This window comes from Paenibacillus sp. F024, assembly GCF_057814255.1.
The window spans coordinates 215,118-231,167 of record NZ_JBVASZ010000001.1; the positions used below are offsets into that span (position 1 = coordinate 215,118).

Here is a 16,050-nt window from a genome sequence, read left to right on the forward strand (position 1 = left end):
TTTATTCATTGCCCTCCCCCCAATTTCCTTCCGCCAAATGAAAAATAAACCGCCGATAGGCGACCTATGATTAAACGATCTCGGAATGGTAAACCGATCTGTCGTGATAAGTCATGGATTGCACGGAATCTCTTTGAATATGAGCCAATATCATTTCCTGAATGGTGAGAAACACCTGAACATAACGACCATCAAATTGCGAACAACTCTGCCGCAGCAGCTCTTCACGGGCTTGCTGGATGGACATCCCTTTTCTGTAGGGGCGATCCGAAATCATGCTGTCGAATGCGTCCAGTATCGAACAAATGCGGGCATATACCGGAATGTCGGTACCTTTCAAGCCGTCGGGGTAACCCGTACCATCCCAACGCTCATGATGGTAATGAATGATGTCAATGATATCCTGATCGGTAATTCCTTCCATGACGGCCATCTGAACGCCGAAAAACGCATGGCGCTTCATAAATTTCCATTCTTCCAGGGTAAGAGAGGCTTTCTTTTGTAAAATGGACTCATGGATATGTACCTTGCCAATATTGTGCAAGCAGCAGCCTGCAATCAATTTTTGGGTTTGCGTTTCATCAAAATCAAGATAGGCAGCCATCAACTTAGCCATTTTTCCAATTCTTATGCTGTGTTCATAGGTAGCTATATCTTTTACTAACAGCTGAGTAAGTCCGCTTACTGCCTGCTCACCGATCATTGACATCATCCTTTCCGTGTCATGCCTCACACTTGTTCTCTATTCATTCACGTTAATCGCTTCGCATACTCTTGGTATCTGATTACGGCACAATCCAATTCTTTGCTTAATGCTTTGACTTCCGGGTCTGAAAAGCACAGCTTCATGTTGAATATGCCATGCATTCTAAGTCGAATCATTTCAATCTCTTCCGATAAGTGTTTCAGTCGCTTTTCATTAAAAACACAGTACATGGCCTCTCACCGTCCTTGCAGAGTAAAAGCAAAATTCCTGGTAACGAATCTTCCATGCATCCCGAATTTCGTATAGAATGAAAAAAAGAAAACCCTCCGAATGAAGGGTTTTCTCAACCTCATTCCGGCGGCTGGCTGGCATGGTGTGTTTTCACACGTTAGCCCCTATAGCTTTGCGACACCACTTTTCAATGGCTGTGCCTTTATCGGACCATCACTTTAATGTAAAATGTTGGCGATTTGATAGAAAATATTAAAGTAAATTCCAAAACTTTCGACATCGATAGAGTAAACCAATGATGTTTCGACATTATTTTATTTTATTCTAACACATTTTCCACAATTTGACTATATTATATCCAAGTCTCGTACTAGTATGGTACTCGCCCTGCCAGGACTTCGTGCGAAAAAACACCGTTACGAAAATCGATTCGCTGCCGGTGCTTTTGACAATGCCGATATTCAGTACCTTTTACGGGTTCGATCGTTTTACATTGAGGGGGTTGCTTCCCCAATTGAACACCAATCTGCTAACCCAAAGTTTCCGTCAACCCGATCATCACCAGCAGTCCGATGATGAAAGAAAAGGTCGCCATTCTTTCATAGCCGTGTCCGTGACTCTCCGGGATCAGCTCCTTGTAAACGATAAACAGCATGGCTCCTCCAGCAAATGCAAGACCGTACGGTATAAGTCCGGAAACATAAGCGGTCAAATAAAAACCAATAATACAGCTGGCAAACTCCAGCATCCCCGTGAATAAAGCGAACAATATCGCTGTGCTTTTACGAGCCTTTTGCATAATTAGAAACAACGCAACCAAGAAACCTTCCGGGGCGTTCTGCAGACCCATGGATAGTGCGACCAGAGGTCCTAGCTCCTCTTGGCCGCTCGCATAGCTCACCCCGACGGAAAGCCCTTCGGGCAAATTGTGCAGTGTCATCGCCGTCAAAAACAAGACGGACTTTCGTTCAAGCGTTAATTTGCCTGAAATCCCGCTATCTCTGGCATGCGCAAGGTCGATATGCGGAACCAGCTTTTCGAGCAATGTCAGCGCTATGGTGCCAAGCAGCACACCGATGCAAAGCACTGTCAAGCCGGACATCGCCAGTGCAGAAGGAATCAGGCTGTACATGGAGGCGGATACCATAATGCCTGCCGTAAAGGCAAGCAGTACATCCTTGGCTCGATGAGATAACTCTTTCATAAAAAGGACCGGAATTGCGCCCAACGCCGTCGCAAGCGACGATGTGAAGCCTCCCCACAGCATAGCTTCCATAGACATCCTCCATCAACATTAGAACTTAAAGCCGCATCAGGCTGAACCGAAATAATAAATGAGTGTCGCATTCAAGACAAACAGCAGCGGAATGCCGTAAACAAAAGAAGGATGCTTTGTCTTATGTCTCCATTTCCGCATGCCTATCCACATGCCTAACGCTCCTCCGGCCGCAGCGATGAAAAACAGCGTTTTCTCGGCTATTCTCCGGCTGCCTTTTTTCGCCTGGGATTTATCGTAACCCATGATGCCAAAAGCGATCAGGTTGATAGCCGGCAAATAGAACATCCATAATTCCACCGCGGTCTCCTCCCGTGCTGATTTAATAGTTGATTTCCGCTGCCAAAACCATTCTTTATTTTGGCCGGCTCATAGAAATGACGATATCTGCTCTGTCCTGTTCTGTCAAGCCCTCTCCTGAGACAAACGGCAGACGATTTTGCTTAAACCATTCATGCAAAAAACCGCCCTAAGGCGGTTCGGTAAGAAAAATTAGTTACCGTTTCGGTGCCGTTTGGCCGGCATTTTTTTATCGGGGTGTCCGTCCCCTTGATGCTTCCGGTTTTTTTCATCCTTTTGCTGCGTATCATGCAGCTTCTCGACCCATTCCTCGGTGCTTCCGCGCAAATCATCTCTCATTTTCTCCATCCCTCCTTCCATTTCCCTAGTATCTCCAGCGGTGTGAAAACTATAGGTTTTCATTTATGCCTTTTTTTCTTGCCAAACGGCAGCGTGATCGCAAAGGTTTTGCAGATCGGCTTTCGCTTACCTTCTCTGTGATAGTGCAGCGCGGCATTAATTTCGCCTCCAAGCACGATAATAATGCTCGACAAATACAGCCACATGAGCAGTACAATAATCCCCCCGATGCTGCCGTAGGTTTTGGTATAGTTGCCAAAGTTATTTACATAAAACGAAAATAACAATGAAGTCAAGACCCAGCCAAAGGTGGCGAACACAGCGCCGGGCAGCACTTCTTGGAACGTCAGCCGCAGGTTCGGCGTATAGCGGTACAAAAGCACAAACACAATCAGCATAATCATGAGGGGGATGGCAAATTGTCCGATTCTCCAGAAAGCATCGAAGCTGCCGGGCATTGGCGAAAAGGTATACAAAGCCTCTCCGATAAGTCGACCAAAAACCAGCATGATAAATGCGAACAATATAACCATCGCCAAAATAACGGTGAACAGCACGGAGATGCCGCGCACTTTCCAGAAAGGACGGTTCTCTTCTTCATCATAAGCTTTATTCAAGGCCTTGATCACCGCATTGACCCCGTTGGACGCCGACCATAGTGTGGCTAGTAATCCGAGAGACAGCACGGAACCGCTTGTCGAGCCGTCAATTTCTTCGAAAACACTCATAATCAGCTGACTGGACGTTTCCGGCATGATCTGAGTCAGACCTGCTATCCCGTCATGGGTGTTCAATTCGGTAAAGCTGAGAACGGCAATAACGAAAATCAGAAACGGAAAAAAGGACAGAATCAAATAGTACGTCAGCTGCGCCCCCATCGCAGGAACATCGTCATCCTGGAAGCGGCAGTACAGGTTAAAAAGAAAACTTGTCCAGCGGAACCGCGGTTTCGTGGATTTTCCCATACCGGAAGTTTTGCCGAAGCCGTCATAAGAAGCTTGTCCTCTTAAGTCCTCTTTTAATTTAGTTGACATCGCTCCTTCCTCCTTCCCGATATAAATATGTAGTACTTAACCTCAGCTCCTGCATATGAAACAGTCACGCCAGGGATTAGCGTCTTTGCATGTCCCCGCTAGATCATGTGATCCTACTAGACTCATTCGCTATCAAGCATCCGTCACAGCTTCATTATATTCATCGTTTGCAGGACCGATGCCTGCCTTCGACTTTCAAAGCTTGTTTAAACTGGAGAAATAGTAAAAGTAATCTAAGGAGGAGAGCACATGTTGAATCTGGGGGTTATTCTCATCACGTATGAAAGCGCAGCCGGGAAGACCGTGAATAAACTGATCGTGATGTAATCAGGCTTACTTTTATAACGGTGCATGGTGAGCATAAGAAAAAATACAGTCATCGTTTCCAGCGCGGAAAATAGGATAGAGATAATGAAATGAATTCCATTTTACCGCAATGATTCATTTTGGTTTATCTTCCTATCTATAGTTTTCAACGTCGGATTCACAGGGCTCCTTTTCTATGTTCCACAAAAAAAAACAGACCCTTCAAAGGGTCTGCCGCTATACAAGCGCGAGGACAAAAACGGCTAGCGTTTCAGAATCTTCGTCCAAAAGCCTCCGCGGAACGTCCGGGGTTCGTAGGAAATGACGAATGCCTTGGGCGCGATATTTTCAATAAGGCTCATCAGATTTTTTTCTTGATTCCTTTTGGCGAGCACCTGCATAACAAGGCGGGGGCCATCCCGTCCCTCCGCCAACCAGCTCGTAACGCCAAAGCCCTTCTCGCGCAGCGTGAACGGAAGCAAGTTGGCTTCATGATCGACTACGATCTGCAGCGTCGTATAGCCAAGCGCCAGCCATTCCTCAATTTTAATGCCCAGCCAAACGCCCGCACCCCAACCAAGACAATACGCGGCTAAATTAATCGGTTCATCTATATTTTGCAGCACGATATTTAGTGCCATTAAATAGATGAATACCTCAGCCATACTGATCAACGCAGCCAACAATCGCCTTGCTTTCATCACCAGAATGATACGGATCGTAAATAGAGATACATACACCACGTTCATAACCACAATCGTGATTACGATTTCGAGCCCGTTCAAACGGCAAGCCTCCTTTCCTGTCGCCTGATGTTCGGAAACCGATGGAGTTCTCGTCCGGATACAGACTCTTCCCATTGTGAATCAAAATGACGGAAATTTCAACCTCGCTTCATATGAACTACTTACCCTGTTATCGCAAACATCTAACAAACAAATTGAACATATTCCGAACAAATGAGCTAATCCATAGATACGCCGCGATCTTGGTATATAATGAAAATATGTTAAGGAGGTGTGCTATTTATGACTTTGAGAACGCCTATAGGGCGCCTTCGTCTCGCTGCTTTATACGAAGGAATATCTTATCTTGTGCTGCTCTTGATCGCGATGCCGCTCAAATATTTTGCCGGTATTTCCATCGCCGTCACGATCGTAGGAGCGCTGCACGGACTGCTATTTGTGCTATTTCTTATCGCGGTTGCCCATGTGATGTTTGTACATCGTTGGTCCATCATGCGGGGAATCGGCGCCTTGATCGCATCGCTCGTTCCATTCGGCACGTTTGTGCTCGATAAGCAGTTAAAGCGCGATCAACGACAGTAACCTCAAAAAGCCCGATCCCGCGGGTACATAACGTTATCCTTGTTCGCGCGGCGCATCTTGTTTCTCCAATAAGAGAATGAGATGCTCCAACGCTTCAAGCTCGTCTTTCCCTCTCGTTTGGACCGTAAGCTTCGTACCTCGGCGAATGGGGAGCAGCATCATGCCTAATAAGCTTTTGGCATCCAATTGGAGATTCAAATCTTCATACCTGAACATGACATCCGAGCTGAATAGGCTAGCTTGATGCGATATCCATTGCAGCTCCTGCGCCTCTAAATCCTTACGTACGGTAACTTCGCACATTCTCATAGGCTGCATCAGTCCTCTCCTATTAAATTTACTATATCATAATTTATCCAGTAAGCGTTTGCAAGGTTCTTTTTGCGGGTCCTGAAGACCCTTCAACTAGATCTTGGATGCTGAAATTCTCTTCATCAGCCACTCTTGGATGCAGTCCGTTACTTTTTCCAGATTGGAGTCGCCTTCTTCAGAAATAAAAGGATCGCTGCGACGGAAATAATCCGCATGGCCTCCGATTAATGAAAGCTGCATTCGGGAAACCGGCGCATACTTTTCCGGACTCCAACGCCACCATCCCCCCGCTGTTCTTTCCCATCCTCCCCAACTGCCCATTCGTGTCACGGGATCCGACCGGCGGCTATTCTCACCGATTCGGATATAGAGCGTGTCCTTCCGATCCTCAGGGTAAACAGCGCATTTCGGCGAGCCGATTTGAACAATAAAGTGCCTTGATTCGCCGTCTTTAAGACGATCCTGCAGCAGTATGCGCGATGCATGCGCTGCAGCCACCCCGCCCCCGCTGTGCCCAATGAATACACGTATGCGGGATCGTGCCTCATCGCCGCAGCCGCTAACCTCTTTCGCCGTTCTGCGGCCTCCGACAGAACGGAAATACTGCTTGGGACCCAACGCTGTATCATGGATAATTTCAAGCGTTTGGGCAGCCGTTTTACGGCTCCAATCCCCGTAAGGAAATAAAAGCCGCGAGTTCACGGTCCAGCCCGCTGTCACGAACCGTTTGTTTAACTCAAAGCGGAAATCTTCCATGAAATTCGGTGATGTGGCCATCCCGCTTATGAAGTAAAGCTGCAAATCTTTATTTTCACTGCTCATGATTCTGAACACCTGCAATGCGCTCCATCAAGCTTGGATGCGTCGATCGGAACAGCTTCACCAATAGCGGCGGATTCATTTCACTAAGAGAAGCTGCGGCCAGCTTCTGATACATCGTCACCGCTCCATCCGTACTGCCGATTAACTGAATCGCATAGGCGTCCGCCGACCGTTCCGCCTGTCTGGATACGAAATTAGCAGCAGGACTAAGAGCAAAGGAAAGCAGAGAAAGGATAAGCAGCAGAACCGGAAGGGCGGCAGCCTCATCCGGTTTTCGGATGCCCCATTGAAAGCCCCACTTCCGAATCACTCTCGTATAGAGGCTGCCGCCGATCCATAGCAGGAAAAAAGAGGATGCCACAGCCCCTACGGCACTCCACTCCAAATGATGCATGACATAATGGCCCATCTCATGAGCCATGATCAGCAGGATCTCATTCTCGTCCAGCCTTTGAAGCGTCGTATCCCAAAGCACAATCCGCAAGCTGGGGCCAATTCCATTGACATAAGCGTTGAGCGCATTCGTCTTATCCGACACATTCACTTCATACACCCTATGCGCCGGAATATGGGCTTTGTCCGCCAAAGCCAGAATTTTCTGCTCAAGCTGCGGATTGGACATGCGGTTAAACTCGTTATACAGCGGATCTATCACCACCGGCTGAATATACATCATAAACAGAACGAACGGTACGCAAAGAAGCCACAGCTTCAGCCACCAGGTTCCTCCGCGGCGAATAAAGTAGAATACAACCGAAGAGACAAGCACCAGAATCACAAAATTGACCGAGAACGAAACCGCATTGTCCCTGATCCAGCTCCATGGCGATTGTGTCGAGACACCGTAGTAACGGGCCAGAGCAAATCCGGTTATCCGAAGCGGCAGCAGAGCGGCAAAGGTTACCAGGCTTAGCAAAAGAACAAACACGGGAAACCGGACATAGCGCGGCAAGGCTGTGTGCGCCAGCTTATCCTGCCAGCGGGAGGCCGTTCCCGTGAACAGCAGTACGAGGTAAATCGCCCATTCCCAAGGATAGCGAATAAAAAAGAGCCAATTTCGCAGCGCTGAATACACCACGCTTTGCCGCTGCTGCGTTTCCGACAAGAAGGTGGCGGGGTCTGCGGCGGTTCCTTTAAGTGCACCCGGAATCGGAGCATTCGAAGCCAGCCACAAATAAATCCCCATTCCGATGGCATACAGAGCGAACAACCCAAAATAACCATTGAAGAACCTGGATTTCGATGCCATGTCGTCTCCTTTGATCTAGATTATTACTAATTATATCGCTCTCCGGTGGAATTTCCTAATCTTGTTTTAAGCAGCATCGAACTCGCCGGCTCGACCAAGGTCCAGTACACGGACCGTCTTCGGACGGTTTTCAGCCGGCCGTGCATCGTTTACAATAAAACTATAGACAATCCTAAAAGGGATAGGTGAACCATAATGAAATGGAATATAAAAAGCGTGAGCGGCGCCGTTATGATTGCGACCGGCATTTGGGGATTGATCGCTTGGGGCGGATTGGCTGCCATGTTCGCTTACCTGATCGCTCTGGTCATGGTCGGTTTCGGCTATAAGCTGTGGATCGAGGCGGATTCCACTTTAAAAAAAGTTTGCAGCGGACTGGTTATGGCCGCCGGGATCGGCCTCATGCTGTACTGGCTGCTGAAGCTGCTTAATTTGGTCATTGCCGCCGCCTTGATCTACTTTGGCTGGAGATTGCTGCGCAGTGGTCAATCGAGACCGAGAATTTTTCGTTTTTAACATAGAGCAAGCCGCCCGGATATCCGGTGCGGCTTTTTAGTTGCCAGAGCATGACGATGGCCTGACGATTACTTTTCCAAGGACTCTGTCAGTAATTACTGGGCTCAAGCCTGGTTTCGAGGCTTGGCACGATGAGTCGCAACGGCGGCGAGGGGATCGTCCGGCCAATAATGCTTCGGATACCGCCCTTTTAAATCTTTCTTCACCTCAAAGTAGGCCTCCCTCCAAAAACTGGCCAAATCCCTTGTCACTTGTACGGGACGCTGGGCCGGGGACAGCAGGTGAAGCACAAGGGGGACTTTTCCTCCTGCGATACGCGGCGTCTCCCGAAAACCGAACAGCTCCTGCAGGCGTACGGCAAGCACCGGTGCGTCGGGGTCGCTGTAATCGACAGGAATGCGTGAGCCGCTCGGCACCACGATATGTGTAGGAACATTCTCATCCAACGCTTGCCTCTGCGGCCAGGACAGCATAGATTCGAGCGCTGCCGTCAAATTCACCCGCTGCAGGTCGTCTCGGCTTCTCATGCCATACACATGCGGTGCAAGCCAGTCCTTCATGCCGGCAATAAGACCGGAGTCCGATACATCGGGCCACTTGGGATGATACCTGTACATATAGCCCATACGGTGACGCAGCTGTTTGGCGGCTTTGGTCCACGGCAGTATGGATAAGCCCTCCTCCGCGATCCCCTCAAACAAAGCTTCAAGCAAGCGAGCCGGATCAAGATTGGACAATGGCGCTTCCCGCAGAACAAGCGCTCCGAGCCGTTCACGCCGTCTTGCCCTTACCGTCAGAGCATCATGATCCCAGGCAACGGTATCTTCTGTTACGATTTGCTCCGCATGGTACTTGTAAATGTCATCCGATTCCAGCGGAGCCGCCAAGTGAATTCGACTCTCCACTCCTTGATCATCAAGCTCTATTGCAGCTATATAAGGCGCATATGTTAAGAGCTGCTGTTGTCCGAAAACAGCCCCGCGGCCGCTGCTGAGCAAATAACGCCCACCGCCCCTGCTCTGTGCTATCCGATCAGGGTAAGCATAAGCAAGCAGCCTGCCGCAAGCTTCGGCATGTGCTGCAGCCTGCTTCAGCGGTATTCCAAGCGACTGCTTCCATTGCTTCGCTTCCGTCCTTACCCTTTGCCTGACAGCAGGATCTACCGCGTACCCGGCAGGCAGTCTCTCCGGCTCGACCAGCGCTTCCACACGCAGCCTCAAATCTGCATCGGGTGTTCCGTTCGCAAAGCGAAGCATATCCCGATCGCTAAGCAGCGCCGCGATATCGCAAGCCAGTCCCCCATAGCCCAAAGGAAGGGCCTGAAGAACCATATGCGCCAACCTGGGCGTCATTCCGAGCTCCGCCATCCGTCGTCCGTGAGCGGTGATCGTTCCCGCTGTATTCAGAGCCCGAAGCTGCTGAAGCAGTTCACAGGCCTGCGCATATGCGGCAGACGGCGGCGGATTAAGCCAGGCCAGACCCGACGGGTCGGAAACGCCCCACGCGGCCAGCTCGAGCGCCAATGGAGCCAAATCCGCTTCCATGATCTCGGGTGTCGTATACGGAGTGAGGCTTCTCTCATCCTGCTCCGTCCACAGCCGATAGCACAGTCCGGGAGCCAATCGGCCTGCCCGCCCGCGTCTTTGATCCGCTGAAGCGCGGGACACCGGGACCGTCTCCAGCCGGGTCATCCCTGTACGCGGGGAGAAGCGCGGTACCCGCATCAGCCCGCTGTCCACCACAACCCTTACCCCTTCCACGGTAAGGCTGGATTCAGCGATGGACGTCGCCAGCACAATCTTTCGTTCGCCGGGACCGCATGGCGCCACCGCCCGATCCTGCGCTTCCTGCGGCATCTGGCCATACAGCGGAGTCACCCGAATATTAGCGCCCAGGTTGGAGCCGGCCAGAAGACCTTCCACCCGGCGGATCTCCGCCGCACCCGGCAGAAAGACCAGAAGATCCCCTTCCCCTTCCGACAACCCGCGGAGGATTTCCCTAACGACCAAAGGTTCAATACGGCCTTCCGGCCGGCGGCTCAGGTACTTGGTTTCCACCGGAAAGCTGCGGCCTTCGCTAACGACAACCGGCGCATCGTTCATCAGCGCAGCTATAGGAGCGGCATCCAACGTGGCTGACATAACCAGCAAACGCAAATCCTCACGCAGTACAGCCTGGGCCTCCAAGCATAATGCCAGCCCCAGATCTGCTTGCAGGCTGCGTTCATGGTATTCATCAAAGATGACGAGCCCCACCTCCTCGAGGGCAGGATCGTTCTGCAGCATACGCGTCAGTACCCCTTCGGTGATCACTTCGATTCGGGTTTTTGCGCTGACTTTCGTATCCGAACGCACCCGATAACCGACGGTCTCTCCCACCTGCTCTTCCAGCATCGCGGCCATGAAGCGCGCAGCTGCCCTTGCGGCCAACCGCCGGGGCTCCAGCATCACAATTTTTCGCTGACCAAGCCACGGCTCGGAAAGAAGCTCAAGCGGCACGCGGGTCGTCTTTCCGGCTCCTGGAGCTGCGACCAGCACAGCGTTGGGATGTGTTCTGAGCTTGTCCTTCAGCTCCGGAAGGACCGATTCAACAGGCAGTTTTAACAATGAGCATCACTCCGATTATCCAACAATTCATCCACCATTGTACCATAAGCAGAGGAAAGGTATAGCTGCAAACAACAAAGCCCCGAATCGCCGGGGCTTTGTTTCCTGTCATTTAAAAGAATGCGATTCCGAGCAATCCGGATAAAGCAATCACCGCAATAGGGTGCATCCGGTATTTCATAATTGCGACAATACTTACACCAATGATCATCAAGGTACCTACGGTTTGCCAGGATAGCAGATCGGACCCGCCGTTGGGTATTCCAAAATGGATGGCTGCATAAACAATCATTCCCGTCACTACAGGCTTTAATCCGTAAAATGTCGTCTTTACCCAATCGGCATGCTGCACTTTATAAAAGAAAGCGGAAATCACAATGATAAGCAAAAGCGAAGGCATCACCATTCCCAAGGTGGAAGCCGCCGCTCCTCCGATACCTGCCGCTTTGTAGCCTATTAACGTCGCGCTGTTAGTGGCAATCGGTCCCGGCGACATTCCCGCAAGCGCCACCAGCTCGGAAAACTCCCTTTCGGAGATCCAGCCGTACTGAAGCACTTGATGGCGGATGACAGGAATCATTGCATAGCCGCCGCCAAACGATACGAACCCGATTTGCAAGAATACAAAAAACAAACTCCAAAGCATAGGGGTCACCCCGATCCGTTAAATCCCGTCGGCTATATAATAATCAGCATACTTATAGCCGTTAGATGTCGTAGCTGCTGCCGCTTCTTTATTGTAGCGCACAGCAACCCCAAGTTTACTTTTAATAAAAATAAGAATATGCCCGACAATGAGCCCGATGACAATGATAACCATTGGAGAAAAATGAAATACCAGCAGCAGAACGACCGTACACATTGCCGTGACCAATGTCGTTCGATCCACCAGAGCCGATTTACCCATGTTGTAAGCCGAAATGATAATTAACGCCGCAATCGCACCTTGAATTCCTTGAAATGCAGCTGCTATTTTCGGATAATCCATCACTTGGCTGAAGCCCAAACCCAATAAAAACACGATGACGAACGTCGGCAGTGTAATGCCGGCCACCGCCGCTGCAGCTCCTGGTATTCCGGCCAACCGGTACCCGATGAATGAGGCTGCATTGACCCCGATTCCTCCCGGTGCCGATCCGGCCACGGATAAGATTCCGCTCATCTCCTCCCGTGAAACCCAGTGCCGCTTATCAACTACTTCCCTTTCGATGGCCGGAATCATCGCGTATCCGCCGCCGAAGGTGACAGGGCCGATTTTGAAAAAGGTCCAGAAAATGCTTGCCCACTGCTTGAAAGATGAGTTTCGGCTTTTCACGCGACTCCCCCATTTCCTAGATTGTTAACTCTATTATACCTAACTTTATTCCATTTTGAAATAATCATATGACCATTTTCTAAAAAGATATTCAATTCCTCGGTATTTATTTTAACAATATTTCACGATAATAGAATAACATCCAAATTGAACATAAGTTTTATCCAAATTGAAATAATGTAGGTAAAACATATAAGATTACACTGGAATAGTCGGAATAAAAAGCGTCTGATCGAAGTCTATAATCTTGACTGGCGTAAGGTATCAAAGCAACGGGCAGAAGAGTTCAATAGAAAACGGGTATAATTTGGAGTACAATAATAAGAGGAAAAAGTATACTACCGGCGGACTTGAAAGGGACATCTCAGCATGGAAATTTACGAAGAATCAAGAAAATTCATCATCACTTGCTATGAGGAGCTCGGAAAGGGAATAGACGAGACTCACGAAAGAATATTGGAAATATGGAACATGATCAAACAGGATGGAACTTATGAGCAGTCATTTGAGGAATTGGAACACGGGGCTAGAATGGCTTGGAGAAACAGCAATCGATGTATAGGACGCTTATTTTGGCAGTCACTCAAAGTGTTCGACGAAAGAAGTCGACAAACCGCTGAGGAAGTTGTGACAGCTCTTTACCGCCATATTGAATATGCAACGAACGAAGGAAAAATCAGGCCAACCCTCACAGTGTTCAACCCTAAGATTCGGATCTGGAATCACCAACTCATTCGCTACGCCGGCTACGAAACAGATCAAGGTCTCATGGGCGATCCGCATTCAGTGCGATTTACACGTATTTGCGAGGCGTTAGGATGGCGGGGTAAAAAAACGGCATTTGATGTCTTGCCATTAGTTATTCAAGTAAATGAGGAAAAGCCTGAATGGTTCCCCATTCCTGACGACTTAGTAATGGAAGTCGGCATTCGTCATCCGGATTTACCTCAATTCATTGAATTAGGACTCAAGTGGTACGCTGTTCCCATGATTTCAGACATGGCATTAGAAATAGGCGGCATTACCTATTCAGCAGCACCGTTCAATGGCTGGTATATGGAAACAGAAATCGGTGCACGTAATTTCGCCGATACTCAGCGGTACAACATGTTACCCAAGGTGGCTCATGTCATGGGGCTCAATACCAAAACGGACACATCGTTATGGAAGGACAGGGCACTGGTCGAGTTAAACATCGCTGTGTTGCACTCTTTCAAGGAACATGGTGTCACCATTGTCGATCATCACACTGCAGCGAAACAATTTCAACTTTTTGAGCAGATCGAATCTGACGAAGGGCGAAATCTAACGGGGGATTGGTCATGGCTAATACCCCCAATTTCACCGGCAACGACACACATTTTCCACAGTCATTATGATAATACAATCATTAAACCCAATTTTTTTCAGCAATCCCCTCTTTTTTGACAAGCAATCAGGCATTACTAATGCCTGCTGCTGTTTCTATATTTGAGTAAGCCTAAACTTTATTTTCAGCGGACATCTGATATTAAAAAAAGACCCGGCTCAGCGAGCCAAGTCTCTCCATTTAACGCTATATTTCTACCCCACTTCGGGTTCATAGCCAAGTCCGCTTCCGGTAAACCCTTTATATTCATGGGTATGCCGCTTAATCCGGCTTACCGTGACATAAAAGCCGCCTTTGAATTCAAAGGGTTCATCGTCCACAACGCCTTCAATAGCGTGAACATGTGAGCCGTCCGGCAGCGGGATGGCCATACCCGTCGTACCGAAAAAACGGTGAAAGTGTCCGGCATTCACGGAAGTATGGCCTTGATACGTATGTACATGCCCATCCGTGGCGCTTCCGTTGACCGGATATGTAAAAAATTCGACCAGATGCACATGGCCAAGCTCAGGGGCGGACCATCCGCGAAACAAATGGGCATGCGAAGGCGGTCTTTGCGGATAAAGCGGCATTGAAATGCAATAATCCAAAAAGGATGCTTCCTGGACTTTGCTCATTTGCTCTTTGTTCCTGCTGTCCGGAAAGCTAAAATCACTGAGCGGCAGCCTCTGCCGAACGTTACCATCAGAACGTTCACCCTTCCCGCTATTTTCATTCTTTAATGGCTGGCCTTATGTGATCATTGTACGCGGGAAAGCTGCAAACTATTTCCATTTACGACTTGATAATTTGCTTGACTCGTCCGACTCGACCGTCCGTAAGTCTCACTTTAATGCCATGCGGATGCGTCGGTGAATTAGTCAACAAATCCTTTACAATACCGCGGGTGAGCTTGCCTGTTCGCTGATCCTGCTTCAGTACAATATCCACTTCCATACCCGGAGCGATCTCTTTACGATTCCGTCCATCCATCATGATTATTTAGCCTCCGGCAGGACAAGCCAGCCATTAAAAATAGCATAATAGAAGAAGAATGCACTAATGAATCCGAGAGCGAGAAAAATAAATCCCGCGGTCTTTTTTTTCTGAAAAAATAAAACAAAGGCTGCGCTGAAGAATGAACCCATTACAATCAGGCAAAGCAGCAGTTTGATCGTCGCCATGTTACTCATAAACCCCTTTCGGTTGCAATAGCAAATTGGTGCTTTTGTCTATCAAAATACCATAATTCAATCCGAAAAAATACTCCGTCCCGCGATATTCAATGACAAATTTATGAAGAAGAAAAGGACGTTTCACGAACGTCCCCATCCTTTTACCTCTATTTCTTAGTGGAGAGCCAATCCGCCAGTGCAGCGATCTCGTTATCCTTCAGCGTATTCTTGAATGCTTGCATTCCTGCTCCGCCATTAGTGATTCTGTCCGCAATTTGATCCCTGCTCAGCCTGGCTCCGGCCTTTTGCAGGTTTGGACCCACTGCACCTGACAGGTCGGCTCCGTGACAGGTGACACAGTTGCTCTTGTATATGGCTTCCGCATTTACCGTTCCTCCGCCGCCGGTTGCCTGGGGAGGTGTTGTACCCTGAGTTGTGCCCTGATCACTTTTGCTGCCTCCTCCGCAACCGGCAAGTCCTGCAGCAATGATTAAACCTATAGCGATGACAGCCCATTGTCGTTTCAAGCGACAACCTCCTTTATTACATTCATGGAGCCTATATCCTAGGAAACCTCCGTTTATTCCTTGGGATAAACGAACAGTACCAAGATTAGTTTCCTCGATTTACAGGTTATCTTATACATTGAACGCCAATTTCTTTCTTCCGGTGGAGCAGCGGCAAAATAGAACCCGGTCGGTGATCCTCCCGGGTTCTTCATTTATTTATGATGGTGCTTCGAACCGATAGATCCATGTTCATCTACGTAAGTAACGGATAGCTCCGTGTATAAAACGCCTTTTTGCACCTGTATCCTTTGCTTCAGCTCTCTTAATTCCGAAAGATTACCGCGCACCGCGATGACCTCCAAGCATTGATCATGGTTCAAGTGCACATGCATCGTAGAAATAATATGATGATGGTAATCGTGCTGCAGCTCCATCAAATACAAGGGCAGATCCGTCACATGATGATCATAGACCATAACGATCGTTCCCGCCACAAGCTGATCCCCCGGCAATCCCCCGGGTTCAAGCAGCACTCTTCTTACCAAATCCCGAATCGCTTCGGATCGGTTAGTGTAGCCTTGCTCTGTAATATACTGATCAAACTGCTTAATTAACTCCTCCGGCATAGATACGCCGAAACGGGTTAGAACATCTTTTTCCACCGGGATTCACCTCATT

Annotated in this window: 21 protein-coding genes and 1 riboswitch; of the genes, 3 read left to right on the forward strand and 18 right to left on the reverse strand. The window is 48.9% G+C overall.

Translation table 11 applies throughout. From position 1 onward, the window contains the following. Positions 1-70 precede the first annotated feature (70 nt). From ACZYR9_RS01030 to ACZYR9_RS01060, 7 genes are all read right to left on the reverse strand, one after another. A complete protein-coding gene (locus ACZYR9_RS01030; protein ID WP_488976592.1) occupies positions 71-703 on the reverse strand; it encodes an HD-GYP domain-containing protein in 633 nt (210 codons plus the stop codon). Between the two features lie 47 nt (positions 704-750). Then, a complete protein-coding gene (locus ACZYR9_RS01035) occupies positions 751-936 on the reverse strand; it encodes a Spo0E family sporulation regulatory protein-aspartic acid phosphatase (protein WP_488976593.1) in 186 nt (61 codons plus the stop codon). Between the two features lie 123 nt (positions 937-1,059). Further along, a riboswitch (cyclic di-GMP riboswitch) is annotated at positions 1,060-1,148 on the reverse strand. A 318-nt stretch (positions 1,149-1,466) separates the two neighbouring features. Then, positions 1,467-2,213 (reverse strand): ZIP family metal transporter, encoded by a 747-nt coding sequence (locus ACZYR9_RS01040; RefSeq protein WP_488976594.1) that lies wholly within the window; start codon positions 2,211-2,213, stop codon positions 1,467-1,469. A 36-nt stretch (positions 2,214-2,249) separates the two neighbouring features. Beyond that, positions 2,250-2,513, reverse strand: coding sequence for a DUF1294 domain-containing protein (locus tag ACZYR9_RS01045; RefSeq protein ID WP_488976595.1), 264 nt, complete (start codon positions 2,511-2,513; stop codon positions 2,250-2,252). A 192-nt stretch (positions 2,514-2,705) separates the two neighbouring features. Then, complete coding sequence (locus tag ACZYR9_RS01050) at positions 2,706-2,852, reverse strand: DUF4023 domain-containing protein (RefSeq protein ID WP_488976596.1); 147 nt, start codon at positions 2,850-2,852, stop codon at positions 2,706-2,708. A 59-nt stretch (positions 2,853-2,911) separates the two neighbouring features. Next, positions 2,912-3,886: a YihY/virulence factor BrkB family protein gene (locus ACZYR9_RS01055; RefSeq protein WP_488976597.1), complete on the reverse strand. Its 975-nt coding sequence runs from the start codon at positions 3,884-3,886 to the stop codon at positions 2,912-2,914. 569 nt (positions 3,887-4,455) lie between these two features. Beyond that, entirely contained in the window at positions 4,456-4,977 is a 522-nt protein-coding gene (locus ACZYR9_RS01060; protein ID WP_488976598.1) for a DUF2179 domain-containing protein, read from the reverse strand. Positions 4,978-5,220: 243 nt separating this feature from the next. Between ACZYR9_RS01060 and ACZYR9_RS01065 the strand changes: the two genes are divergently transcribed. Then, entirely contained in the window at positions 5,221-5,520 is a 300-nt protein-coding gene (locus ACZYR9_RS01065; protein WP_488976599.1) for a DUF3817 domain-containing protein, read from the forward strand. A gap of 33 nt (positions 5,521-5,553) precedes the next feature. On the opposite strand, the gene ACZYR9_RS01070 is transcribed toward ACZYR9_RS01065, so the two are convergent. From ACZYR9_RS01070 to ACZYR9_RS01080, 3 genes are all read right to left on the reverse strand, one after another. Beyond that, entirely contained in the window at positions 5,554-5,838 is a 285-nt protein-coding gene (locus ACZYR9_RS01070) for an HPr family phosphocarrier protein (protein WP_488976600.1), read from the reverse strand. 87 nt (positions 5,839-5,925) lie between these two features. Further along, positions 5,926-6,654 carry a hypothetical protein gene (locus ACZYR9_RS01075; protein ID WP_488976601.1) on the reverse strand — a complete coding sequence of 243 codons (729 nt, stop codon included), beginning with the start codon at positions 6,652-6,654 and terminating at the stop codon, positions 5,926-5,928. Further along, the gene (locus ACZYR9_RS01080) at positions 6,644-7,903 is read right to left on the reverse strand and encodes a M48 family metallopeptidase (protein ID WP_488976602.1); all 1,260 of its coding nucleotides are present in this window, start codon (positions 7,901-7,903) and stop codon (positions 6,644-6,646) included. The genes ACZYR9_RS01075 and ACZYR9_RS01080 overlap by 11 nt, the downstream gene beginning before the upstream one ends. Positions 7,904-8,098: 195 nt before the next feature. Between ACZYR9_RS01080 and ACZYR9_RS01085 the strand changes: the two genes are divergently transcribed. Further along, the gene (locus tag ACZYR9_RS01085; protein WP_488976603.1) at positions 8,099-8,419 is read left to right on the forward strand and encodes a hypothetical protein; all 321 of its coding nucleotides are present in this window, start codon (positions 8,099-8,101) and stop codon (positions 8,417-8,419) included. Positions 8,420-8,523: 104 nt separating this feature from the next. Here the strand turns inward: ACZYR9_RS01085 and hrpB are convergent, their stop codons facing one another. The 3 genes from hrpB to ACZYR9_RS01100 all read right to left on the reverse strand — a co-directional run bounded on the left by hrpB (position 8,524) and on the right by ACZYR9_RS01100 (position 12,340). Then, a complete protein-coding gene (gene hrpB / locus ACZYR9_RS01090; RefSeq protein WP_488976604.1) occupies positions 8,524-11,025 on the reverse strand; it encodes an ATP-dependent helicase HrpB in 2,502 nt (833 codons plus the stop codon). 112 nt (positions 11,026-11,137) lie between these two features. Continuing rightward, a complete protein-coding gene (locus tag ACZYR9_RS01095) occupies positions 11,138-11,671 on the reverse strand; it encodes a chromate transporter (RefSeq protein WP_488976605.1) in 534 nt (177 codons plus the stop codon). An 18-nt stretch (positions 11,672-11,689) separates the two neighbouring features. Continuing rightward, positions 11,690-12,340, reverse strand: a complete 651-nt coding sequence (locus ACZYR9_RS01100) for a chromate transporter (RefSeq protein WP_488976606.1) — start codon at positions 12,338-12,340, stop codon at positions 11,690-11,692. Positions 12,341-12,709: 369 nt separating this feature from the next. On the opposite strand from ACZYR9_RS01100, the gene ACZYR9_RS01105 reads away from it, so the two are divergent. Continuing rightward, positions 12,710-13,768 carry a nitric oxide synthase oxygenase gene (locus tag ACZYR9_RS01105; RefSeq protein WP_488976607.1) on the forward strand — a complete coding sequence of 353 codons (1,059 nt, stop codon included), beginning with the start codon at positions 12,710-12,712 and terminating at the stop codon, positions 13,766-13,768. A gap of 135 nt (positions 13,769-13,903) precedes the next feature. Here ACZYR9_RS01105 and ACZYR9_RS01110 read toward each other — a convergent pair whose 3' ends face one another. From ACZYR9_RS01110 to nikR, 5 genes are all read right to left on the reverse strand, one after another. Next, on the reverse strand, positions 13,904-14,326 hold the full coding sequence (locus tag ACZYR9_RS01110; RefSeq protein WP_488976608.1) for a YmaF family protein: 423 nt from the start codon (positions 14,324-14,326) through the stop codon (positions 13,904-13,906). Positions 14,327-14,483: 157 nt separating this feature from the next. Further along, positions 14,484-14,681 (reverse strand): YwbE family protein, encoded by a 198-nt coding sequence (locus ACZYR9_RS01115; RefSeq protein ID WP_488977119.1) that lies wholly within the window; start codon positions 14,679-14,681, stop codon positions 14,484-14,486. A gap of 5 nt (positions 14,682-14,686) precedes the next feature. Next, on the reverse strand, positions 14,687-14,872 hold the full coding sequence (locus ACZYR9_RS01120; protein ID WP_488976609.1) for a hypothetical protein: 186 nt from the start codon (positions 14,870-14,872) through the stop codon (positions 14,687-14,689). Positions 14,873-15,030: 158 nt separating this feature from the next. Beyond that, positions 15,031-15,390: a c-type cytochrome gene (locus ACZYR9_RS01125; RefSeq protein ID WP_488976610.1), complete on the reverse strand. Its 360-nt coding sequence runs from the start codon at positions 15,388-15,390 to the stop codon at positions 15,031-15,033. Positions 15,391-15,584: 194 nt separating this feature from the next. Further along, a complete protein-coding gene (gene nikR, locus ACZYR9_RS01130; RefSeq protein ID WP_488976611.1) occupies positions 15,585-16,034 on the reverse strand; it encodes a nickel-responsive transcriptional regulator NikR in 450 nt (149 codons plus the stop codon). Positions 16,035-16,050: the final 16 nt, after the last annotated feature.